Origin of the sequence: Enterobacter sp. CPE_E1241, assembly GCF_045618265.1 — a bacterium.
Taxonomy (GTDB): domain Bacteria; phylum Pseudomonadota; class Gammaproteobacteria; order Enterobacterales; family Enterobacteriaceae; genus Enterobacter; species Enterobacter adelaidei.
In genome coordinates this window covers 3186336-3209307 of the sequence record NZ_JBIWYV010000001.1, presented here as the reverse complement: position 1 = coordinate 3209307, position 22972 = coordinate 3186336, and the positions used below count along the sequence as shown (strand labels likewise).

Here is a 22972-nt window from a genome sequence, read left to right as displayed (position 1 = left end):
CCCATGCAGCCTGACCTGCTCGATTTACACGTTTTACATCAGTTCCGAACCCGTTCCCCGCTTACGCATTGTATGACTAACGACGTCGTACAGACCTTTACTGCCAACGTTCTGCTGGCGCTTGGCGCCTCTCCGGCGATGGTAATTGAGGCCGAAGAAGCTGAGCAGTTTGCCGCGATCGCCGATGCATTGCTGATAAACGTTGGCACGCTGACCTCACCGCGAGCACAGGCGATGCGTCGGGCGATTGAGAGTGCGGTAGCTGCGGGTAAACCCTGGACGCTGGACCCCGTTGCCGTGGGCGCTCTGACGTTTCGCACCCGCTTTTGTCATCAAATCCTCGCCCTGAAACCCGCCGCCATTCGCGGCAATGCTTCTGAAATCCTTGCCCTTGCCGGGATGAGCGCCGGTGGTCGCGGCGTCGATACGACTGACACCACAGCCAGCGCGTTACCTGCTGCACAGGCGCTGGCTCGCCAGACCAATGCCATTGTGGTGGTCACCGGTGAGGTGGATTACATCACTGATGGACAACGAACCCGAACGGTTACCGGCGGCGATCCATTGATGACGTGCGTCGTGGGAACCGGGTGCGCACTCTCTGCCGTTGTGGCGGCGAGTTGCTCACTGCCGGGCGACAGGCTGGATAACGTCTCCGCCGCGTGCGGATTTATGAAGCGAGCCGGAACGGCAGCCATTGCGCAGTCTCGTGGCCCGGGCAGTTTTGCCAGCATGTTCCTGGATGCGCTCTACACCCTGGAGGAACTGGCATGAAACGCATTAACGCCCTGACCATTGCCGGCACCGATCCCAGCGGCGGCGCGGGTATCCAGGCCGACCTGAAAACCTTCTCTGCTCTTGGCGCGTACGGATGCTCGGTCATTACCGCGCTGGTGGCGCAAAACACGCTCGGCGTGCAGTCGGTTTACCGTATTGAACCGGATTTTGTTGCCGCGCAGCTGGATTCCGTATTCAGCGACGTGCGAATTGATACCACCAAGATCGGTATGCTGGCAGAGACAGATATTGTTGAAGCGGTGGCTGAGCGACTTAAACGTTATCAGGTACAAAACGTGGTGCTGGATACCGTGATGCTGGCAAAAAGCGGCGATCCATTGCTCTCCGCCTCCGCTGTTGAAACGCTGCGTAAAAAGCTACTGCCACAGGTGGCTCTCATCACGCCCAATCTGCCGGAGGCTGCGGCACTGTTGGGGGCAACACACGCGCAAAATGAACGGGAAATGAAAGAGCAGGGGAATGCGCTGCTGGCGATGGGCTGCGGGGCCGTGCTGATGAAAGGTGGTCATCTTGACGATGCCGAAAGCCCGGACTGGCTCTTCACCCGAGACGGCGAGCGGCGTTTCACGGCGCCACGCATACGCACTAAAAACACCCATGGTACCGGCTGCACGCTCTCTGCCGCGCTGGCGGCGCTACGTCCACGGCATGATAACTGGGCCGATACGGTGAGCGAAGCGAAAACCTGGCTCTCAGCCGCGCTGGCAAAAGCTGATACTCTGGAGGTGGGTCACGGTAATGGGCCGGTACACCATTTTCATGCCTGGTGGTAAGCCGTATACTGGCGGGATACACCACGCCTGAGAAAAACAGAGATGGAACAAGCGCATACCCGGTTAATCGATCAACTAAATGAACGGATCGCCGCGCCCGACAATACGCCGCTGTATCTGAAATTTGCCGAAACGGTAAAAAATGCGGTGCGCAGCGGGGTGCTGGAGCACGGCAATATTCTGCCCGGCGAGCGCGATCTGAGTCAGTTAACCGGTGTGTCGCGCATTACGGTGCGCAAAGCGATGCAGGCTCTGGAGTCCGAAGGGGTGGTGACGCGTGCCCGGGGTTACGGGACGCAAATTAACAACATCTTTGAATATTCGCTTAAAGAAGCGCGCGGTTTCTCTCAGCAGGTGGTACTACGCGGTAAAAAGCCCAATACGCTTTGGGTGAATAAACGCGTGGTGAAGTGTCCGGAAGAGGTCGCCAGCCAGCTGTCGGTGGAGCCGGAGAGCGAGGTCTTTCTCCTTAAGCGTATTCGCTATGTCGACGATGATGCGGTGTCGATTGAGGAGTCGTGGGTTCCGGTGGGGCTGATTCACGATCCGGATGCCATTGGTATCTCGCTGTACGACTATTTTCGCAGCCAGAACATCTTCCCGCAGCGTACCCGTTCACGGGTGAGCGCCCGTATGCCGGACAGCGAATTTCAGGCGCATATAAAGATGGATGACAAAATTCCGGTACTGGTGATCAAGCAGGTTGCACTTGACCAGCAGCACCGGCCGATTGAGTACAGCATCAGCTACTGTCGCAGCGACCTATACGTCTTTGTGTGCGAGGAGTAATTCCTCGAGAGTAGGGGCGCAATCACCGCCACGGTGGCTGACAACCCAGGCGGCTACCGCATTACCCAGCAGGACAGAGTCTGCAAGACTCCACCCCGCAGCCAGCCCGGCAAGCGTTCCGCCAGCATGACTGTCACCTGCCCCGATTGTATCGACCACGGTGGCGGGAAACGCCGGAACAGAACCTGAGGCGTCACCGTCATGCCAGGTCGCACCGTCTTTGTCGTGGCGAATAATTAGCGCCGAACCAAAACGCTGCTGCCACTGTGCCCCTAAGCGTGCAGGCGCGATATCAAATCGTTCAGCAGCAATCTGCGCCTCCTGGCGATTAAGTGAGACGATCGGTTTACAGGCCATAATTCGCGCCATTAGTGCGTCAGGAATATCGGCGATGCGTGGGCCAAAATCAATAAAGGCGGCGATCGTCTGTAACCCTTCCAGCCAGGACGTCAGGAGCTCGCCGCACGGCGATGCCAGCTGATAACCGGAGAGATATACCAGACTCGCTGGCGGCACGTGAAGTGCTTCCAGCCAATGCTGTTGCCACTGGTTTTCCACACCGCTAAATGACATAAAAGTGCGTTCACCATCCGGCTCTACCAGCGCCAGACACCAGCCGTTATCGCCGGTTTCGGCCTCGACGGCGCTGTGCAAATCCTGCTTCGCCATGGCGTTGCGGATAATATCCGCCCACACGCCATGGCCGACGGGAAGTGCATTTTGCGACGCGATGCCGAGCCGTTTAAGGGCTATGGCAATGTTCAGCGCACAGCCGCCGATATTGACGCCCTGCTGTTTAAGCTCGATATCACATCCGCGCCAGGGCAGGGCGTAGGCATCGGCGATAACGTCAATGACCGCTGCGCCCAGCACCGTCACCGGTCGTGTCGCGTGCAGTGTTTTAAGGCGTTGGGCAAAAGAATTCATACGCCCTCCCTTTGCTCCCGGTAGTGCAGCAGTTTCTCGCAATAGTGACCAAAATCAAGCTGGTTCACAGCGTCGAGTTCCTCTTTCAGCTGCGGATCAATAGCCTGCACCCCGTGCAGTGCGCCGCATATGGCCGTCGCCATCGCGCCAATGGTGTCCGTATCACCGCCCAGGTTGGCACATAAAATGGCACAGCGGTTCGGGTCGGTTCCTGCCAGTTCAACCATCGCAATGGCCGCCGGAACGGACTCGATGGTGCTGGTTCCAGCCCCGACGAGCTGATACACCTGCTCGCTGGCCGATTCTGTGCCGTTGGCTTCACGCACGGTTTTAAGCGCCAGCTCAATACGTGCTGCCAGCGACGCGCTGAAGGTGGTGGTTTTCACCTCCTGCGCATAGCGGGCGATACCCGGCAGGGCATCGACGATGTTCTGCCAGCGTTCGCCGTCGATGGCGCGAGAAACCGCCCAGGCAATCACCACCGCGCCGGCAATCGCGAGATCCGATTTATGGGTCGGACTGGAAGCCAGCGCCACCTGTTCAACAAAGTGTTCCAGACGCGTCGCCGGGAGCAGGCAGCCCAGCGGGGAGGCACGCATCGCCGCCCCGTTAGTCACGCCGTTGTTTTCCAGTTCGCTAACCGGTTTCCCGTCGCGAATCGCGTTAAGCGCGATTTTGGAGGTCGGGCCGAGCACGTTTTTATTAAACGCGTCGAAATCGAGCGCCCAGTGCAGAATATGTTTGCCGATAACGTCTGCGTTAATCTCCCCATCGCATTCGATAATCGCATCCGCCAGACATAGTGCCATGGAGGTGTCATCGGTGAACTCGGCCTGTTTGAAATAGCAGGCCGCATTATTCTCTGCCGGGCCGGGTAAAAAGCGGTCGATCCAGCCAAAGTGCGCTTTGACACGCTTTCTCGGCCACAGCTCCGACGGCATCCCCATTGCATCCCCTAACGCCTGCCCGTAAAGGGCACCGAGAACACGTTCTTGTTTCATTTCACTTCCCCTTGTGTCAGCGCGGCATCGCCATCAACCACCTCAATTGCGGTGATCTCTTTATCCGATTCGCGGAAAAACAGCATAAACAGCACGGCGATCACGGCAATCATGATCCCTCCGAATGCCCACATTCCGGCCCAGTTGAAGGTCAGCCCGTTCACCGGCTCTTTGTATGCGAACATTTTTTCCATCATCACGCCGCCCAGACGGTAACCCAGCAGGCTACCAAAGCCCTGGCAGCACAGCGTAATCAGACCTTGTGCGGCGGTGCGCATATGCACCGGCGCTTTTTTATCCACATAGATATAGGCGGTCACATAATAGAAGTCGTAGCTCACGCCGTGCAGCAGAATGCCGAGGAACAGCAGGGCGTAAGTGAAGTACTGTTCCGCACCGCCGTAAACGAAGAACCCGTAGCGGATAGCGGCGGTGATCAGGCCCAGCAGTAAGACCTTCTTAATACCAAAGCGTTTGGTGAAGAACGGCAGCGCCAGCATAAAGAAGATTTCGGAGAACTGGCCCAGCGTCATCCAGCCGGTGGCGTTTTTCATCCCCACTTCGGTGAGATAGCCGTTAGCGAAGATGTAATAGAAGGCCAGCGGCATGGCGAACAGGAACGAGCAGAAGAAGAACACCAGGAAGTTTTTATCGCGCAGCAGGATCAACGCATCCAGCCCCAGCATCACTTTGAAATCCAGCTTGCCGGTACTTTTCGGCGGCGTGTTCGGCAGGAACAGAGCAAATACGCCGAGCAGGGCGGAGCTGGCTGCGGTCATCAACAGCGGAATATTGGTATCGGAAATATCGCTAAAGCCCAGCATCTGCGGCAGGAAACCGCACGCCAGCCCGGAGGCAATCCAGCCAATCGTCCCCATCACGCGGATACGTGGGAAATCGGCCTCGACGTCGTCCACGTTGGCGAAGGCAATACTGTTAGTCAACGCGATAGTGGGCATATAGGTCAGAGAGTAAACCAGCAGCAGCGGGAAGAAGGTGCTGAACTGGGTTTGCTGTGCGGCGAAGTACATCAGAATGGCACCGGCAAACATCAGCACCGCCAGCACTTTCTGCGCGGCAAAGAAGCGGTCCGTCAGCGAGCCGACCAGAATAGGTGAGAGAATGGCGGCAATCGCTGTACAGGCGTAAGACCAGCCAATTTCTCCGGCGGTAAAACCGCTCTTGCTCAACCACAGCCACAGCGGCACAAACCACGCGCCCCAGATAAACCATTCAACAAACATCATGAACGACAGTTGGACTTTCGTTTTCATTTTTTAATCCTGCATGTCAGAGAGGGTACGCCTTTAACATACCATTCAATAATACCTTTTAAATACCTTTGTGGCGAATGTTTGATCGGTGTAACAGTTTTGTTGTACACGAAACGAGCCAGCAGATTGCGCTGAAAAAAATGCAAAAGCTGGAAAATCTGTTAAGTCGGTACCAGGCTTAGTCTGCCCGCAAATATGTGGGAATGGATTACATTCACCGACATGACGTCGGACTTACGGGAGTATCACATGACTGATATTGCACAGTTGCTTGGCAAAGACGCCGACAGCCTTTTACAGCATCGTTGTATGACCATTCCAGCCGACCAGCTCTATCTGCCTGGTCACGACTATGTTGACCGCGTAATGGTTGATAACAACCGTCCGCCTGCGGTCCTGAGAAATATGCAGACGCTCTACAACACCGGCAGACTCGGCGGCACCGGGTATCTCTCTATCCTTCCGGTAGATCAGGGGGTTGAACATTCGGCCGGTGCATCTTTTGCGGCTAACCCGCTCTATTTCGATCCGAAGAACATTGTTGAGCTGGCGATTGAAGCGGGCTGTAACTGTGTGGCGTCGACCTATGGCGTACTGGCATCCGTTTCACGTCGCTATGCCCACCGTATTCCATTCCTGGTGAAGCTGAACCACAACGAAACCCTCAGCTACCCGACAGAATATGACCAGACCCTCTACGCCAGCGTAGAGCAGGCGTTCAATATGGGCGCGGTAGCCGTCGGGGCGACCATCTACTTCGGTTCCGAGCAGTCGCGCCGTCAGATTGAAGAGATCTCTGCGGCCTTTGAACGCGCGCACGAGCTGGGGTTGGTGACGGTGCTGTGGGCGTACCTGCGTAACTCGGCGTTCAAAAAAGACGGCGTGGACTATCACGTGTCCGCTGACCTGACCGGCCAGGCGAACCACCTGGCGGCGACCATCGGCGCAGATATCGTGAAGCAGAAAATGGCCGAGAATAACGGCGGGTACAAAGCGGTAAACTTTGGTTACACCGATGACCGTGTCTATAGCAAGCTGACCAGCGATAACCCTATAGACCTGGTGCGCTACCAGCTGGCGAACTGCTATATGGGACGCGCGGGGCTTATCAACTCCGGTGGTGCTGCGGGCGGTGATACCGACCTGTCCGACGCGGTGCGTACGGCGGTGATTAACAAACGTGCGGGCGGCATGGGGCTGATCCTGGGTCGTAAGGCGTTTAAAAAATCAATGGCCGATGGCGTGAAGCTGATCAATGCCGTTCAGGATGTGTATCTGGACAGCAAAGTGACGATTGCCTGACGCCTCCATCTCCCTCTCCCGGTGGGAGAGGGTTGGGGTGAGGGCATCATCGTGCACTGTGTAAAACATCAGCGCAAAAGCGCACAATCCGGCGGCAATCTGCATTGTAGCGCGCCGGGCAAAACTTCTATGCGGAAACGCTTCCCGCTCAATGGCTCTCCGTCCAGATTAAACGTCATCCCGTGCGGAGCATCCACTTCAAACCATGCTGATTCCCCGTCAATAATATTCGGGCTCTCTTCCGGGCGGGTCAATGTGGTAAACAGTGCGGGCAGCAGTCCATCACCTGTGAAAATACGCAACTGCAGCTGACCGTCATTAATCAGCGCTTCCGGGCAAAGCTGCTGCCCACCGCCTGCCTGACGGCCATTACCGATACCAATCACCAGCGCGTCACCTTGCCACTGAAAATCTTCACCGCGAATTTCACAGCGGTCTGGCTTTAGGGTGTCCATTCGCATCAGTCCATGGATCAGGTATGAAACACCACCCAGCGCCGCCTTCAGTTTTTCCGGCGTTTCGCTGGTAATGCGCGTACCAAATCCGCCGGTCGCCATATTGATAAAGCAGGTTTTGTCATTCACCTGGGCAATATCCACGGCGGTGGCCTTGCCAAGGATTGCCAGCTGGAGTGCTTTCTCTAAATCTTCCGGGATCCCGACGCTGGTAGCAAAATCATTGGCGGTACCGAGCGGCAAAATCCCCATCACCGGGCGGTTGGCCTGGTTTAAATCAATCAGGGCAGACGCGATCTCATTGATGGTGCCATCACCGCCGCCGGAAATAATGGTTTTGACACCCAGGCCGAGCGCTTCATTGATATAACGTGCCGCGTCGCCTTTTTCCCATGTCACTCGCACGTGGATACGCGCACCGTCTTCACGCAAAACCTGAATTGCCTGACGCAACAGATCGTTGCCTGCACTTTTGCCATTGAGAATCAATAAACTGTCTGGATAGGTTGCCATCCGCGCTGCTCCCTTTTTTAGCGTTAGTAAGAGTGTATAGCAGGGAGGAAAAAAGCGCGTAAGAACAGGATGAAAGGGAAAAAATAAGCCTGTGTAAAAAGGGGCTCCTTTACAACGAAAGATGTCCCCCGTGTTGTTGACTCTTTGTACGGCTTTCGCTCAATAGACTCTTACCGTCAACCTTTGAGGCCTGCCATTTGCTTTGCCTCAATTTTCAACTGCTTACGCCAAACCCGATTATGTAGCGTTAGAGCGATTGAACGGTAAAAGACCGATGTATTCATCCACGCGATATTCAGGCAGAAAAATACCAGCCCTAAAAAAGAAGTTATTTGTGGTGTGTAATTCTCAACAGAGCCGAATAAAAGCGAATTCCACGTCCAGATAAAATAAACGATGTTCATCAAGCCAGTCAGCGTGATAACGGAAATATGCAGTTTATATCCTGTCAAGGAACCCCGGGCAGCCAGGAACATTGTGGTCATCACTATCATGCAATACGCTACTGCTGCCAGGAATACTCCCATCATTACTTTGAATTCAGGTAAGCCGAGCAGACGAAATAGCCACATCCAGACAGAAACTTGTAGCATAGCGTAGCAAAAAATAGTGAGTAAGGTACTTATTGCTAATGGAATGCCTGTCATATGTACACCCACAGGAACACCGAACTGACCTTTTAAGCGATCTTTCAATGATTCAAGCCGTTGGCGATCGTCAGTCGCCATTTCACCTGTTATTACAGTACTTAATGCAAGGCTCTTCTTGATGTAATTTATCATGTCCGGGTCAATAACTTCCTGTAAATGAAAAAGACTGAATCAAACCAAAAACGTATTTACCAGATTGTGTAATATTCTGCGGATTCCTGATTGTACCCGAGACAGCACTTCCAACAAATGCCGAGGAGTTTGAAATGGCATTCAACAGTTCACGCTGTAAGAGCAACTGCAACGCTTCCGATGGATAACGTTTAGGGTAAACCCCAGCTTTCATCGCTGCTTTTACACCTGAATTCGAGATGCCTGGATTTCGGATACGAATGATCTCTTCTGTCAACCTCGAGCGGTCCGCTCGGCTCATTTTTTGCAGCAAAGAGAGTAAACTTTCAGATGTCGAGCGATTGAGAAGACGGTAGGTTAATACAGCGCTTTTTAGACCCGCGGCTGCCCCGGCAAGTGAAATTGCATCGAGAGCGGTATTGGTTGCGGTATACCACTCCTGGGAATCCATCCACGCTATATAGTCATTATGATTCATGGCAATAAGTGACAATCGGCCAAGCCCGTTTGCACACTGAATTCCTGTTGCCACACCACCGGCGACAATCACAGCGGCAACAGCGCCGGAGGAGCCTGCGGTGAGAGGAATGGCCATACCTGCACCTGCGGCGAGGACGACAGTAAGAATTGCGGCTCCGCAAGAAATCGCCGTAGAACCGATCTCGGTCGCTAATGAAGGTGACTGAATCGTAGTCGTCGTAGCCTGGATGGGATTATTCGAAGAGGCATTCACTTTAGTTATGACTACATGACTTACCGAGCTTTCGTTTGGTGTTGCAATCCGTCTTGAGGGTCTTACCAGCCACTGGCGCGCACCGTCTGAATAGATGATCCCAACCTGACTAAAGTTTCGGCTGCAGTCCAACTGACTGGCAAGGGCGGTGAAATTTATATCGCCACCGGAGGCAAGACCAAGACTGCGTGCGAGTTCGTAATCCGGAATATCCTTTGAAATCTGACCAGGAAATGCCATGTTGTCTCTCCATCCATGTGAAATCGTATAGTGCTAAGAAATCAAGAGTAAAGGGCATGTCATGGTTGGGGGTTAGGAATTCTCCGAATAGCATGCCTTTCTGCCAGATCCAACAAAAAGTGCGATGTATGTCATATCCCCCTGATTTTCACAAAAGGTGTTCCCGCAGACGCAGCCCCGACTCTACACTCTTCATACGGTGGGTCTTTGCAGTTTAAATCTTAATAAGTGGACTGAATTTTACAAAAAAATAAGCCCGCGTAAGGGAGATTACGCAGGCTAAGGAGGTGGTTCCTGGTACAGCTAGCATTTATGGGTTATGTTTTTCAGCGCTGAGGATAATACCCGTATTGAACGAAGCGGTATGTGATCCGTTTCTAAGAATTATCCCAGCGTGAAAAAATTCCCCTGATTAACTATTTGCTGTGTGGGTTTCGGGTGCTTTCGCCATCGAAATTACGCATCAGCAGTGCGAACTTCAGCTCCACCTCTTCCGGAACCGGCAACCAGACGGTATGACCGTCACCCGGTGCAACTTCAATCGCTTCGCCTTTACCGTTTTCCAGGTGTTCCAGCGTGAAGTTCATGTTGCCCTGCGGGGTCATCAGCTCCAGGCTGTCGCCTTTGGTGAACTTGTTTTTCACCGCCACAGCCGCCAGCGCGCCTTTGCGCTCGCCGGTGAAGTCACCGACAAACTGCTGACGCTCGGAAACGGAGTAGCCGTGCTCGTAGTTCTGGTAGTCGTCGTGGGTGTGACGGCGCAGGAAGCCTTCGGTATAGCCGCGATGCGCCAAGCCTTCCAGGGTTTCCAGCAGGCTGGTATCGAACGGTTTACCGGCTGCCGCATCGTCGATGGACTTGCGATAGACCTGGGCGGTACGCGCGCAGTAGTAATAGGATTTGGTGCGGCCCTCAATTTTCAGTGAGTGCACACCCATCTGGGTCAGACGCTCGACGTGGGCGATGGCGCGCAGATCTTTCGAGTTCATGATGTAGGTGCCGTGCTCGTCTTCAAAAGCGGTCATGTACTCGCCCGGACGTTTGGCTTCTTCAATCATAAACACACTGTCGGTTGGCGCGCCGATGCCCAGCGTAGGCTCAACGTTGGTCACCGGAATCGGCTCATGCTTATGAACGATGTTGCCGATGTCATCTTCTTTACCTTCCTGGACGTTATACTCCCAGCGGCAGGCGTTGGTGCAGGTGCCCTGGTTCGGGTCGCGCTTGTTGATATAACCGGAGAGCAGGCAGCGGCCGGAGTAGGCCATGCACAGCGCGCCGTGAACGAAGATTTCGATTTCCATATCCGGCACCTGGGTGCGGATCTCTTCGATCTCTTCCAGCGAAAGCTCGCGAGACAGAATGACGCGGGTCAGCCCCATCTGTTTCCAGAACTTTACCGTCGCCCAGTTAACGGCGTTAGCCTGTACGGAGAGGTGAATATCCATCTCCGGGAAGTTTTCCCGAACCAGCATGATTAAACCCGGGTCCGACATGATCAGCGCGTCCGGCCCCATATCCACCACCGGCTTCAGGTCACGGATGAACGTTTTCAGCTTGGCGTTGTGCGGCGCGATGTTCACCACCACGTAGAATTTTTTACCCTGAGCATGCGCTTCGTTGATGCCAAGCTGGAGGTTCTCGTGGTTGAATTCGTTGTTGCGCACGCGCAGCGAGTAGCGAGGCTGGCCCGCGTAGACAGCATCGGCACCATAAGCGAAAGCGTAACGCATATTTTGCAGCGTTCCCGCCGGGGAAAGGAGTTCCGGTTTAAACATGTTTGTTCTCGTTCTGATGACAGGTCAGATCCGCGTGCACCCGGTGCAGCGGTAAGGGGAGATCCCCCACTTTAAGGGCGGGCATTGTAGCGCTGCGGGACGGGGAGGTAAAGCGCCGGGGCGTTACGCCACTAACCCGGCGAGTATAAACTGTGTCAGGTGTTGTCTTTTACGGTCTGGCTCGGACCATTAGTTTTCACTGATGCAATGCCCTTATCCCGCGATTGCTCAGATGCGTACATCTGGCTGGTGCCAATTACCTGATGATTGCCCGCTTTGAGGTTGAAATAAAATTTGCCGTTAGAGGCTGTTTTCTTCTCATAACGTTCCTCCAGCGGGCTGTTTGAGCGCACGGAGGCAATACCGTTCTCAGCGGCACTTTTGGTGGTATACAGCTCACTGGTAAGAATGGTTTCTGCGTTCCCTGCTTTAAGAACAAACCTGAACTGACCATCACTGCTTTTGCTTAATTCGAACCAACCAGACATAAGAACTCCTTGATCGAAAGTGAATTTATCAGTGCCGATGATAAATAAACGCATCGGTAAAGAGAGTATGGTTGATTATCGTGTGGATTCCAGAAATGAAAAACCCGCCGGTGGCGGGTTTGATAGCGAAAATGTCACGCAATCCTGCATGCATCCGCTTCCCATCTATACCCCACGCCATACACCGCGCGAATAAACGACTGCTCGGCATCCAGCGCTTCCAGCTTACGGCGCAGGTTCTTGATATGGCTGTCGATGGTGCGGTCGGTCACCACCCGGTAATCGTCATACAGGCGGTTCAGCAACTGTTCGCGGGAGAAGACTTTCCCCGGTTCGTGGGAGAGGGTTTTCAGCAGGCGGAACTCAGCAGGGGTCAGGTCCAGCATCTTGTTACGCCAGCTCGCCTGAAAACGGCTTTCATCCACAATCAGCGGACTTTCTGCGTCCAGCACCTGCAGTTCACGATGAGGCTTGCAGCGGCGCAGAATGGTTTTCACGCGGGCGACGACTTCACGTGGGCTGTAGGGTTTACAGATGTAATCATCTGCACCGATTTCGAGGCCCAGCAGGCGGTCAATCTCTTCAATTTTGGCAGTGACCATGACGATGGGCACGTCGGAGAAGCGACGAATTTCCCGGCACAGGGTCAGGCCATCGGTACCGGGGAGCATCAGATCCAGCAGGATCAGGTCCGGCGGCGTCTGGCGCACGTACGGCAGCACCTGGTCGCCATGATTAATCAGCGACGGGGCATAGCTTGCCGCGCGTAAATAGTCGATCAGTAACTGCCCAAGTTTCGGCTCATCTTCCACAATCAAAATGCGCGGCGTGTTTTCGTCAATCGGTAACTCGGTCATGCTTCTCTCGATAAATCCCGTTCCAGAGGTAACTCTACTGTAATGCTAACCCCGCCAAAAGGCGAATGGGCGGCGCGGATCGTGCCATTATGCGCCTCAACGATGTTAACGCAAATCGCCAGTCCCAGACCGGAACCGCCGCTGGCACGGTTGCGCGAGCCTTCGGTACGGTAGAAACGCTCAAACAGTTTTTCCAGCTGTGCGTCCTGCACGCCGGGGGTGGAATCGGCAAAGGTCAGGGCAAAGTTCCCGTTTTCCTGTTTGCCGGAGATATGCAGCCCGCCACCGCTGTCGGTGTAGCGCAGGCTGTTTTCCAGCAGGTTGTTGAAAAGCTGCATCAGCCGGTCTTTGTCGCCAAACACCACCGCGCTGTCTGGCAAAGAGAGATCAATTTTCAGATTGCGGCTGGCAAAACGTTCCCGGAAAGCGCCGGTGGTGACTTCCAGGACGCTAATCACGTCGACAGGCGCTTTCTGGTAGGCCAGCGCCCCTTCGTCGGACATAGAGAGCTGGTGGAGGTCATCCACCAGTTTGGTGAGCGTGCCCACTTCGGCCTGCAATGAGGCCACCGATTCAGGCGTGAACTGGCGTACACCATCCTGAATGGCCTCCAGCTCGCCGCGCAGCACTGCCAGAGGGGTGCGCAGCTCGTGCGAAATGTCGGCCATAAAATCGCGGCGCATCTGCTGGTTTTTCTCCAGGGTACTGGCGAGCTGGTTAAAGTCCTGAGCCAGCTTACCCAGTTCATCCTGGCTGCGGGTATCGACGCGGGTCGTGAAATCCCCGGCGGCCAGCTTGTGCGTGCCTTCCACCAGCCGTTTCACCGGGGCGAGCAGACCGCGCGCCAGCGGGAAGGTGGCAAGCGCGGCGAGCAGGGTGGAGAGGGCGACAATCAGCCAGCTTGTCCGGCGCTGCTGACGGTCAAAGTTAATATCGGTATTGCGCGTCAGGCGCTCCACCGGCGAGGCGATAACCCAGCCGACGGTCGCGTTATTCACTTTGATCGCACGACGGGTGCCGTCCGGCGGAATCGGCGCGCGCGGGCCAACCAGCGGGCGCATATCCTGATCGATCACCCAGAACTGCGTGCGCCAGCCGTGCGGGGGCATGCCTGGCCCAGGGCGATCGTCACCGGTGTCATGCTCAAGCGAGCGCAAGATCTGGAAAATAAAGCGGTCGTTATTGCGCAGAAAACGCCAGTTGCCGTGCTGGGCGTACTGTTCACTCAGCGCATCGCTTAAGCCCTGTAAACGCTGTTCATTGCCATGCTTGATGTAATCAATAAAACCGCGCTCAAAGCTGATCCGCACGGCCCAGTGCATGGTGATCAGCAGGACAATACAGGTGGCAAATATTGCGACAAAGAGCTTACCGGTAATGCCCGGTCGCCAGAATTTCATGATTCACTCCTTTTACTGCGCCGGATAACGACATTCTTGCTGGTATCATCAGGCACTCTGGCGAAGATGAAAGCGGGCAGGGCGATGATGACCGCCATGCTGAGATAGGTGTATAAAAAGACCTGATGCGCGACCGGGGTATCTACGCTGAGATGGTGTTGTCCGTACATACCGAGCAGTAAACCCGCTACGGTGACGCCCACGCTCATCGACAGTTGCATAACCATCGACAGCAGGCTGTTGCCGCTGCTCGCCAGATCGTCCGGCAGGTCCTTCAGCGTCAGCGTGTTCATCGACGAGAAACGCATGGAGTTAATGATCCCCTGGCAGAACAGCACCAGCGGCAGAACGTAGTACCAGCCCATCAGCGCCACGGCCATAAACAGCAGGCTGACCAGCGCCAGACCCAGCGTGGCGGTTACCAGCACGTGACGGTAGCCAAAGCGGTTCACTACCTGCACCACGATTCGCTTCATTCCCATGCTGCCGAGCACCATCGGGATCATCATCAGGCCCGCATGGAACGGCGAAAATCCCATCCCGATTTGCAGGAAAACGGGTGTCATAAACGGCAGTATGCCGCTGCCGACGCGCCCGGCGAAGCTGCCGAACAGGCCAAGGCGATAGGTCGGGTTTTTAAACAAGTTCAGGCTGAACAGCGCTTTATCGTTACCTCTGGCGTGCCACAGGTACCACAGTATGGCGGTAACGCCGAGCGCGATCAGGAGCCCGAGCGTCAGGGGCGAAATCCCAAGACCTTTTTGTCCGTCGAGTGCCAGCGTCAGCGTTGCCATTCCTCCCGCCAGCAGGATAAAACCAAAGAAATCAAAGCGTCGGGTTTGCATGGTGTAGTTAGGCATCAGCATCAGGGTGGCAATGGCACCGATGATGCCAACAGGAAGGTTGATTAAGAATATCCAGTGCCAGGACGCGTATTCCACCAGCATACCGCCCAGCGCCGGGCCCAGCAGCGGCCCCACCTGACCGGGAAGGGTTACAAAGGTCATTGCAGCCATGTATTGCTCACGTGGAACAATTTTCATAACTGTTAACCTTCCGACGGGGACCATCATCGCCCCGCCAACGCCCTGCAACACCCGCGCCATGATTAGCTGGTCGAGAGTGTTGGCCTGAGCGCAAAACAGCGAACCCGTGGTAAACAAGACGATCGCGGTAAAGAAGATATTCCGCACGCCGACTTTGTCCGCCAGCCAGCCGCTGGCCGGCAGCATCACCGCAACCGTCAGTACGTAGGAGACAATCACCATATGCATATGCAGCGGACTCTCTCCCAGACTTTTCGCCATCGAGGGGAGGGCGGTATTGACGATGGTCGTGTCCAGCGACTGCATAAAGAAGCCGAAGGCGACAATCCATAGTTGCCAGCGAACGTTAGCGGGGAGGTCGGTCATTTATTCGGTCACCGTAGTTCTGTTTTTCCGCGAAAAACGCAGTCGCAGACGGTCAAAGAACAGATAGACCACCGGCGTGGTGTACAGCGTCAGCAGCTGGCTCATGACCAGACCGCCGACAATGGTGATCCCCAGCGGCTGGCGCAGCTCTGAGCCGTCTCCGCCCGAGATAACCAGCGGCAGCGCGCCAAACAGCGCCGCCAGGGTGGTCATCATGATCGGACGGAAACGCAGCAGACAGGCCTGGAATATCGCCTCTTCTGGCGACAGGTTGCCGTTACGCTGAGCATCCAGCGCGAAGTCCACCATCATGATCGCATTTTTCTTCACAATGCCGATTAATAGCATGATCCCGATTAAGGCGATTAAGCTGAATGGCGCACCAAACAACTCCAGCGCAAGCATTGCCCCGACACCCGCCGACGGCAGCGTCGAGAGGATCGTCAGCGGATGAACGTAACTCTCATACAGTACGCCAAGCACAATATAGACCGTGGCAATGGCGGCCAGGATCAAAATCACCTGCGAGTTCATTGTGTCCTGGAATACCTGCGCCGTTCCGGCAAAGCTACCGCGTACGGTAGACGGCACGCCAAGCTGTGTCATCGCGCGGTTGATCGCATCACTGGCCTCGGAAAGTGATGAACCGGCTGGCAGGTTAAAGGAGATGGTCGATGCTGCTGACAACCCTTGATGGTTCACCGACAGCGGCGCGTTGGCAGGCCGCCAGCTGGCAAAGTACGAAAGCGGTATCGCCTTGCCGTCGTTATTGATCACAAACATTTTATCCAGGGCACTAATGTCCTGGGTGTAACGCGGATCAACTTCCATCACCACTTTATACTGGTTCATCGGCTGATAGATGGTGGAGATCTCGCGCTGACCGAAGGCATTGTTCAGCAGGCTGTTGGCGGCTTCAACATTAATGCCCAGACGTGACATGGTCTCGCGGTCGTAGGTCAGGGCCATCTCTGCACCGTTGTCCTGCTGATCGGAATTCACGTCCGCCAGCTCCGGCAGGGCGGCCAGCGCCTTGCGGATCTTCGGCTCCCACTCGCGCAGGGCCGCTAAATCATCAGAGAGCAGCGTGTACTGATAGCTGGCATTCGCCTGACGCCCGCCAACGCGGATATCCTGAACGGCCATCAAAAACAGATTGGCACCAGGCTCTTTGGCGAGTTTCACCCTAAGACGGTCAATCACCTGCTGGGCGGTTTCGTTGCGCTCTCCGCGCGGTTTCAGAGTAATAAACATCATTCCGCTGTTGACGCGCGATCCACCGGTAAAGCCGGTGACGTTATCCACCGCTTTGTCTTCACGAATGATCTTCATAAAGTCCTGCAGCTTGCCGCGCATCGCCTGGAACGAAATGCTCTGGTCAGCCTGAATACCGCCCATCAACACCCCGGTATCCTGTTCCGGGAAGAAGGTTTTCGGGATGGTGATGTACATCCAGACGTTGAGCACAATGGTACCGATGAGCACCAGGCCGACCAGGCGGGTATGGTTCAGCACCCATTTCAGTGATTTGCCGTAGCGCTCCTGTATGGCCATCAGGATGCGACCAAAGCCTTTACGGCGCGGCTGCGAGTGCGGTTGGCTGCGTTTTAACATCCAGCCGCACATCATTGGCGTGAGCGTAAGGGAGATGATCAGCGAAATACCGATAGCGACGGAGAGGGTGACGGCAAACTCCCGCAGTAACCGGCCCGGCAGCCCGCCCATCAGCAACAGCGGCAGGAATACCGCCACCAGTGACAGGCTCATGGAGAGCACCGTAAAGCCTACCTCGCGCGTTCCCTGAAGCGCCGCCTGTAGCGGTTTGACACCTGCTTCCAGATGGCGGGATATATTTTCCAGCACCACGATGGCGTCATCGACCACAAATCCCGTTGCGATGGTCAAGGCCATCAGCGACAGGTTGTTGAGGCTAAAGCCACACAGATACATGGCGGCAAAGGTACCAATCAGCGACACCGGTACGGCGACTGCCGGGATCAGCGTCGCGCGGCCGGATCGCAGGAACAGGAAGACCACCAGGATCACCAGCGCGACGGAGATAACCAGCGTTTGCTCCACCTCTTCAAGCGAGGCGCGAATGGTTGGGGAGCGATCCTGGGCAATCTGCAAATCGATCTCAGCCGGGATCGTCTCCTGCAACACCGGAAGACGCGCGCGGATGCTGTTCACCGTCTCAATAATGTTGGCTTCCGGCAGCTTGCGGATCATCAGCAAAATCGCCGGTTTGGCGTTGGTCATCCCGGCGTTACGCACGTCCTGCACCGAGTCCGTGACGCTGGCCACGTCGCTTAAACGTACCGCTGCACCGTTGTTATAGTGGACGATCAGTGGCTGATATTCGGCGGCAGTTTTTAGCTCGTCGTTCGTCTGGATCTGCCAGCGATGGCTGTTGTTCTCGACGGCACCCTGCGGTTTACGGACGTTGGCAGTGCTGATGGCGGAGCGCACGTCATCCAGCGACACGCCCTGATTGAACAACGCCTGCGGGTTCAAGCCCACGCGCACGGCGGGCAGGGAGCTCCCGCCGACGCTCACGTCACCGACGCCGTTAATTTGTGAGATTGTCTGCGCCAGCTGGGTAGACGCAAAGTCGTAAAGCTGCCCCTGCGAGTAGGTATCCGAGGTCAGCGTCAGGATCATGATCGGCGCATCGGACGGGTTAGCCTTGCGGTAGGTCGGGCGGCTCGGCATTCCGCTCGGGAGCAGGCTTTGCGCGGCGTTAATGGCGGCCTGCACGTCGCGTGCCGCACCGTTAATATCCCGATCGAAGCTGAACTCCAGAATGATACGCGTGCTGCCCAGCGAGCTGCTGGAGGTCATCTCATTAATTCCGGCAATCCGCCCGAGTGACCGTTCCAGCGGTGTGGCGACTGACGAGGCCATCGTTTCCGGCGATGCGCCAGGCAGCGAGGCGCTAACCATGATCACCGGAAAATCTACCTGCGGCAGGGGTGCCACCGGCAGCAGCCGGAATCCCAGTACGCCGCAAAGGGTGATGGCGAGCGAGATTAAAATCGTCGCCACCGGGCGATAAATGAAGAGAGCGAAAAACTTCACTTATGCCTCCTCTTCACGTTTCGGGAAGCGGCTTTTGGTCCACAGCGCCAGGCGGTCGAACAGCAGGTAGATCACCGGCGTGGTGAAGAGGGTCAGCACCTGGCTCACCAGCAGACCGCCGACCATGCCGATCCCCAGAGGACGACGCAGCTCCGCGCCGACACCGGTACTGAGCATCAGCGGCAGCGCGCCCAGCAGGGCGGCCAGGGTGGTCATCAGGATCGGACGAAAACGCAGCAGGCAGGCCTGGAAAATCGCATCGCGCGGGTTCATCCCCTGCTCGCGCTCGGCAGCAAGAGCAAAGTCGATCATCATGATGGCGTTTTTCTTCACGATCCCGATAAGCAGGATGATGCCGATAATCGCAATCACATCCAGCTCGCTACCCGCCAGCATCAATGCCAGCAGTGCCCCGACACCTGCCGTCGGCAGGGTAGAGAGGATGGTGATCGGATGGATAAAGCTTTCATACAGCACGCCGAGCACGATATACATTGCGACCACCGCCGCGACAATCAGCCAGATGGTGTTGCCGAGCGCCGCCTGAAACGCCAGCGTACTGCCCTGGAACTGGGTCTGAATATCGGACGGGAAGCTCAGCGTTTTCTCTGCGGCCAGAATCGCTTCCACGGCTTCGCCAAGAGAATAGTTATCCGGTACGTTGAAAGAAATGGTGGTGGACGGGAACTGGTCCAGATGGTTAATCGACAGCGGGGTATAGCGCTCTTCCACGGTCGAGATGGCGCTTAATGGCACAATCCCCCCGTCTTTGCTGGTCAGGCGTACAGAGTCCAGCCCTGCCAGGCCAGGCGTGTGCTCGGTGTTGTGCTCCAGCACCACGCGATACTGATTCGCCTGAGTGTAAATCGTGGAGATCAGCCGCTGCCCAAAGGCGTTATACAGCGCGTTATCGACGTCTGCCATTGTGATGCCCAGACGGCTGGCGGTGTCACGATTCACATTCACATACGCTGCCAGACCTTTGTCCTGCCAGTCGCTGCTGACGTCAGAGAGCTGCGGCAGGGTTTTTAGCTTATCCACCAGTTGCGGTACCCAGGTGCTGAGGGCATCAAGCGTGGTGGCCTGCAGCGTGAACTGGTACTGGGTGCGGCTGACCTGGGTATCAATGGTCAAATCCTGAATCGGCTGCAGATACAGTTCCACGCCAGGCACGCGCGCCACGGACTCTTGCAGACGTTCAATCACCGCGTTTACGCGATCGTCACGCTGACTCAATGGTTTAAGGTTGATTTGCAGACGTGCGCTGTTCAGAGAGGGGTTGGTGCCATCCACGCCGACATAGGAGGTCAGGCTCTCCACCGCCGGATCTTTCATGATGATCTCAGATACCTGCTGCTGCCGCTGGGCCATGTTAGCGAAGGAGACCGACTGCGGTGCCTGAAGCGTGCCCTGAATAATGCCGTTGTCCTGAATCGGGAAAAAGCCCTTCGGGATCACGATCCACAGTAAGACGCTTAGCGCCAGCGTACCGAGCGCCACGCCGAGCGTTGCCCACGGATGGTTGAGCACTTTCGCCAGCAGACGTCCGTACGCCGCGATAATACGTTCAAACATGCGTTCGGAGGCGCGGGAGAAACGGTTTTGCTTGCGCAGGGACTCATGGCTTAGCATGCGGGCGCACATCATCGGGGTCAGCGTCAGCGAGACGACCGCAGAAATCAATATGGCGACCGCCAGGGTCACGGCAAACTCGCGGAACAGACGGCCGACGATATCGCCCATAAACAGCAGCGGGATCAGCACCGCAATCAGCGAGAAGGTCAACGAGATAATGGTAAAGCCGATCTCACCCGCACCTTTTAGCGCGGCCGCCAGCGGTTTTTCCCCTTTCTCGATATAGCGCGAGATGTTCTCGATGACCACGATGGCATCATCCACCACGAACCCGGTGGCGATGGTGAGCGCCATCAGCGTCAGGTTATTGATTGAGAAATCGAGGAACACCATCACCGCAAACGTCCCCACCAGCGAGAGCGGGACGGCGACGGCGGGAATGATGGTTGCCGGAACGTTGCGAAGGAACAGATAGATAATCATCACCACCAGCGCAATCGCCAGCATCAGCTCGAACTGGGTGTCGGTGACCGACGCGCGAATATTCGTGGTACGGTCGGAAAGCACTTTTACGCTGACCGATTTCGGCAGGCTTTCGATCAGCTGCGGCAACATGGTGCGAATGCTGTCTGCGGTTTCAATGATGTTTGCGCCCGGCTGACGCTGGACGTTCATCACGATCGCCTGCTGTTTGTTGGCCCAGGCACTCAGCCAGCTGTTTTCCGCCCCTTGTTCGACGGTCGCCACATCACCCAGACGCACCGGCGCACCGTTCTGGTAGGCGATAATCAGCTGACGGTATTCATCGGCGGACTGCATCTGGTCGTTCGCGGAGAGCGTAACGGCACGGGTTGGTCCGTCCAGCGAGCCCTTCGCCGAGTTGACGTTAGCATTGCTGATGGCGCTGCGAATGGTTTCGCTAGTCAACCCCAGAGCGGCAATCGCCTGGGCGTTGAGCTTCACGCGTACCGCCGGGCGTTGCCCGCCCGCCAGCGTGACGAGGCCAACGCCGGAAACCTGAGAAATCTTCTGCGCCACGCGGGTTTCGACCATATCTTCCACCTGCGTCATCGGCATGGCGGAGGAGGTCACGGCCAGCGTCATGATCGGCGGATCCGCCGGGTTCACTTTGCTGTAGACCGGTGGATTAGGCAGGTCTGACGGCAGCAGGTTGGTGGCCGCGTTGATGGCGGCCTGTACCTCCTGCTCGGCGACATCCAGTGACAGCGTCAGCTGGAACTGGAGTGTCACGACGGATGCGCCGCCGGAACTCTGGGAGGACATCTGCTTCAGGCCAGACATTTGACCGAACTGACGCTCCAGCGGCGCGGTAATGGCTGACGTCACCACGTCCGGGCTGGCGCCAGGATAAAGCGTTACCACCTGAATGGTGGGGTAATCCACTTCCGGGAGCGCCGAAACGGGCAGGAAGCGATAGCCGATAATCCCGGCCAGCAGAATTGCCACCATCAGCAGCGTGGTTGCGACAGGACGTAAAATGAACAGGCGTGACGGCCCACCTGTCGAGTCTGGAGGCATGACCTGCATCAGGCTTTCTCCCCCTGTTTTGCAGGCTCAACCACTTCCACTTTCGCCCCTTCGGTCAGACGGTCAATGCCGTCGGTGACCACGCGGTCGCCCGCGGAAAGTCCGGCGCTGATGACCACCATCTGGCTGTCCTGAATCCCGGTTTTCACCAGATGTTTACTGACTTTATTGTCGCTGTTCAGTACCCAGACAAAGTTCCCTTCATTACCCATCTGCAGTGCCGCCGATGGGATCACCACAGCGTTTTCTTCGGTCGCAACCAGCATCCGCGCATTGACGAACTGGTTCGGGAAGAGGGCGTCGTCCTGGTTATTAAACCGTGCTTTGAGCTTGATGGTGCCGGTGGTGGTGTCGATCTGGTTGTCCAGGCTGAGCAGGGAACCTTCGCTGAGTTTCTGCTTGTTGGTGCGGTCCCAGGCTTCCACCACCAGGCCATTACCGGCTTTTTGCGCCTGCACCACGGTCGCAATGTCGCTTTCCGGCAGGGTAAAGACTAAATCAATCGGGTGGGTCTGGGTGATCACCACGATGCCCGTGGTGTCGCCACTTGAGATTTGGTTACCGATATCGACCTGCTTCAGGCCCACACGCCCGTCAATCGGCGCGGTGATGCGGCTCCAGTCCAGCTGCAGCTGTGCACTGGCGACGGCGGCCTCGTCGGCTTTGATGGTGCCCTGCGTTTCGCTGACCAGCGACTGCTGGGTGTCCAGCTCCTGCCGCGATACCAGGTTGGTTTTGACCAGCTGCTGGTAACGCGCTAAATCGCGCCGGGCATTGGCGAGCGTGGCGTTGTCCTTTGCGAGCTGTCCCTGCGCCTGGGCCAGCGCCACCTTGAACTGGCTCGGGTCGATTTCTGCCAACAGATCGCCCGCTTTGACCTGCTGACCTTCCTGGAAGTGAATGGCCATCAGCTGGCCGTCGACGCGGCTGCGTACTGTTACGGTGTTGGCGGCGGTAATCGTCCCAAGACCTGTAAGATAGCGCGGAACGGCTTTATTCAGTGCCGTAGCTGCCTGTACAGGTGCCAGCGCACCGCCGCGCATACCGTGACGCCCTCCACCCGTCGGGCGCTGTGGCTGGCTGGTGGCCCCAGCGGGTGCTGCGGAGTTTGCGGATTGACTGTGCCAGTACCAGGCGGCGGCAAGGACCACCACAATGATGCCAGCGGCGATTGCCCAGCGGGATTTATTACGGCCTTTCATCGTTATACGTTCTCATCCTGAATACTTCGGGGAATGATACTAGTTTA

The 22972-nt window shown here is 56.3% G+C and carries 18 protein-coding genes; 4 read left to right on the top strand and 14 right to left on the bottom strand.

Annotated features, from left to right (window positions below):
• Nucleotides 1-3 precede the first annotated feature (3 nt).
• The 3 genes from thiM to ACJ9Y9_RS15750 are packed head-to-tail and all read left to right on the top strand — an operon-like array spanning nt 4 to nt 2360.
• Nucleotides 4-774 carry a hydroxyethylthiazole kinase gene (thiM, locus tag ACJ9Y9_RS15760; RefSeq protein WP_028016342.1) on the top strand — a complete coding sequence of 257 codons (771 nt, stop codon included), beginning with the start codon at nt 4-6 and terminating at the stop codon, nt 772-774.
• Nucleotides 771-1571, top strand: coding sequence for a bifunctional hydroxymethylpyrimidine kinase/phosphomethylpyrimidine kinase (thiD, locus tag ACJ9Y9_RS15755; protein WP_028016343.1), 801 nt, complete (start codon nt 771-773; stop codon nt 1569-1571). The genes thiM and thiD overlap by 4 nt, the downstream gene beginning before the upstream one ends.
• Before the next feature lie 42 nt (nt 1572-1613).
• Nucleotides 1614-2360 carry a GntR family transcriptional regulator gene (locus ACJ9Y9_RS15750; protein WP_028016344.1) on the top strand — a complete coding sequence of 249 codons (747 nt, stop codon included), beginning with the start codon at nt 1614-1616 and terminating at the stop codon, nt 2358-2360.
• On the opposite strand, the gene ACJ9Y9_RS15745 is transcribed toward ACJ9Y9_RS15750, so the two are convergent.
• The 3 genes from ACJ9Y9_RS15745 to ACJ9Y9_RS15735 are packed head-to-tail and all read right to left on the bottom strand — an operon-like array spanning nt 2334 to nt 5562.
• The gene (locus tag ACJ9Y9_RS15745; RefSeq protein ID WP_028016345.1) at nt 2334-3287 is read right to left on the bottom strand and encodes a PfkB family carbohydrate kinase; all 954 of its coding nucleotides are present in this window, start codon (nt 3285-3287) and stop codon (nt 2334-2336) included. The genes ACJ9Y9_RS15750 and ACJ9Y9_RS15745 overlap by 27 nt on opposite strands.
• Complete coding sequence (locus tag ACJ9Y9_RS15740; RefSeq protein WP_028016346.1) at nt 3284-4288, bottom strand: ADP-ribosylglycohydrolase family protein; 1005 nt, start codon at nt 4286-4288, stop codon at nt 3284-3286. The genes ACJ9Y9_RS15745 and ACJ9Y9_RS15740 overlap by 4 nt, the downstream gene beginning before the upstream one ends.
• The gene (locus tag ACJ9Y9_RS15735) at nt 4285-5562 is read right to left on the bottom strand and encodes a nucleoside permease (RefSeq protein ID WP_028016347.1); all 1278 of its coding nucleotides are present in this window, start codon (nt 5560-5562) and stop codon (nt 4285-4287) included. The genes ACJ9Y9_RS15740 and ACJ9Y9_RS15735 overlap by 4 nt, the downstream gene beginning before the upstream one ends.
• A 249-nt stretch (nt 5563-5811) precedes the next feature.
• Here ACJ9Y9_RS15735 and fbaB point away from each other — a divergent pair, with 249 nt between their 5' ends.
• On the top strand, nt 5812-6864 hold the full coding sequence (fbaB, locus tag ACJ9Y9_RS15730) for a class I fructose-bisphosphate aldolase (protein ID WP_028016348.1): 1053 nt from the start codon (nt 5812-5814) through the stop codon (nt 6862-6864).
• A gap of 68 nt (nt 6865-6932) precedes the next feature.
• On the opposite strand, the gene yegS is transcribed toward fbaB, so the two are convergent.
• From yegS to ACJ9Y9_RS15675, 11 genes are all read right to left on the bottom strand, one after another.
• Complete coding sequence (gene yegS, locus ACJ9Y9_RS15725; protein ID WP_028016349.1) at nt 6933-7832, bottom strand: lipid kinase YegS; 900 nt, start codon at nt 7830-7832, stop codon at nt 6933-6935.
• Between the two features lie 176 nt (nt 7833-8008).
• Nucleotides 8009-8560: a hypothetical protein gene (locus ACJ9Y9_RS15720; protein ID WP_032666696.1), complete on the bottom strand. Its 552-nt coding sequence runs from the start codon at nt 8558-8560 to the stop codon at nt 8009-8011.
• A 61-nt stretch (nt 8561-8621) separates the two neighbouring features.
• A complete protein-coding gene (locus ACJ9Y9_RS15715) occupies nt 8622-9587 on the bottom strand; it encodes a hypothetical protein (RefSeq protein WP_028016351.1) in 966 nt (321 codons plus the stop codon).
• A 416-nt stretch (nt 9588-10003) separates the two neighbouring features.
• Complete coding sequence (gene yegQ / locus ACJ9Y9_RS15710; protein WP_407226186.1) at nt 10004-11365, bottom strand: tRNA 5-hydroxyuridine modification protein YegQ; 1362 nt, start codon at nt 11363-11365, stop codon at nt 10004-10006.
• A gap of 155 nt (nt 11366-11520) precedes the next feature.
• Entirely contained in the window at nt 11521-11853 is a 333-nt protein-coding gene (locus tag ACJ9Y9_RS15705) for a YegP family protein (RefSeq protein WP_028016353.1), read from the bottom strand.
• A gap of 134 nt (nt 11854-11987) precedes the next feature.
• Nucleotides 11988-12710 (bottom strand): two-component system response regulator BaeR, encoded by a 723-nt coding sequence (gene baeR / locus ACJ9Y9_RS15700; protein WP_028016354.1) that lies wholly within the window; start codon nt 12708-12710, stop codon nt 11988-11990.
• Nucleotides 12707-14110: a two-component system sensor histidine kinase BaeS gene (gene baeS, locus ACJ9Y9_RS15695; protein WP_028016355.1), complete on the bottom strand. Its 1404-nt coding sequence runs from the start codon at nt 14108-14110 to the stop codon at nt 12707-12709. The genes baeR and baeS overlap by 4 nt, the downstream gene beginning before the upstream one ends.
• The gene (locus tag ACJ9Y9_RS15690; protein WP_028016356.1) at nt 14107-15522 is read right to left on the bottom strand and encodes an MFS transporter; all 1416 of its coding nucleotides are present in this window, start codon (nt 15520-15522) and stop codon (nt 14107-14109) included. Before ACJ9Y9_RS15690 ends, baeS begins: the two co-directional genes overlap by 4 nt.
• Nucleotides 15523-18600, bottom strand: coding sequence for a multidrug efflux RND transporter permease subunit MdtC (gene mdtC, locus ACJ9Y9_RS15685; RefSeq protein ID WP_028016357.1), 3078 nt, complete (start codon nt 18598-18600; stop codon nt 15523-15525).
• Nucleotides 18601-21723, bottom strand: coding sequence for an MdtB/MuxB family multidrug efflux RND transporter permease subunit (locus tag ACJ9Y9_RS15680; protein ID WP_028016358.1), 3123 nt, complete (start codon nt 21721-21723; stop codon nt 18601-18603).
• On the bottom strand, nt 21723-22925 hold the full coding sequence (locus tag ACJ9Y9_RS15675; RefSeq protein ID WP_028016359.1) for an MdtA/MuxA family multidrug efflux RND transporter periplasmic adaptor subunit: 1203 nt from the start codon (nt 22923-22925) through the stop codon (nt 21723-21725). Before ACJ9Y9_RS15675 ends, ACJ9Y9_RS15680 begins: the two co-directional genes overlap by 1 nt.
• Nucleotides 22926-22972 lie beyond the last annotated feature (47 nt).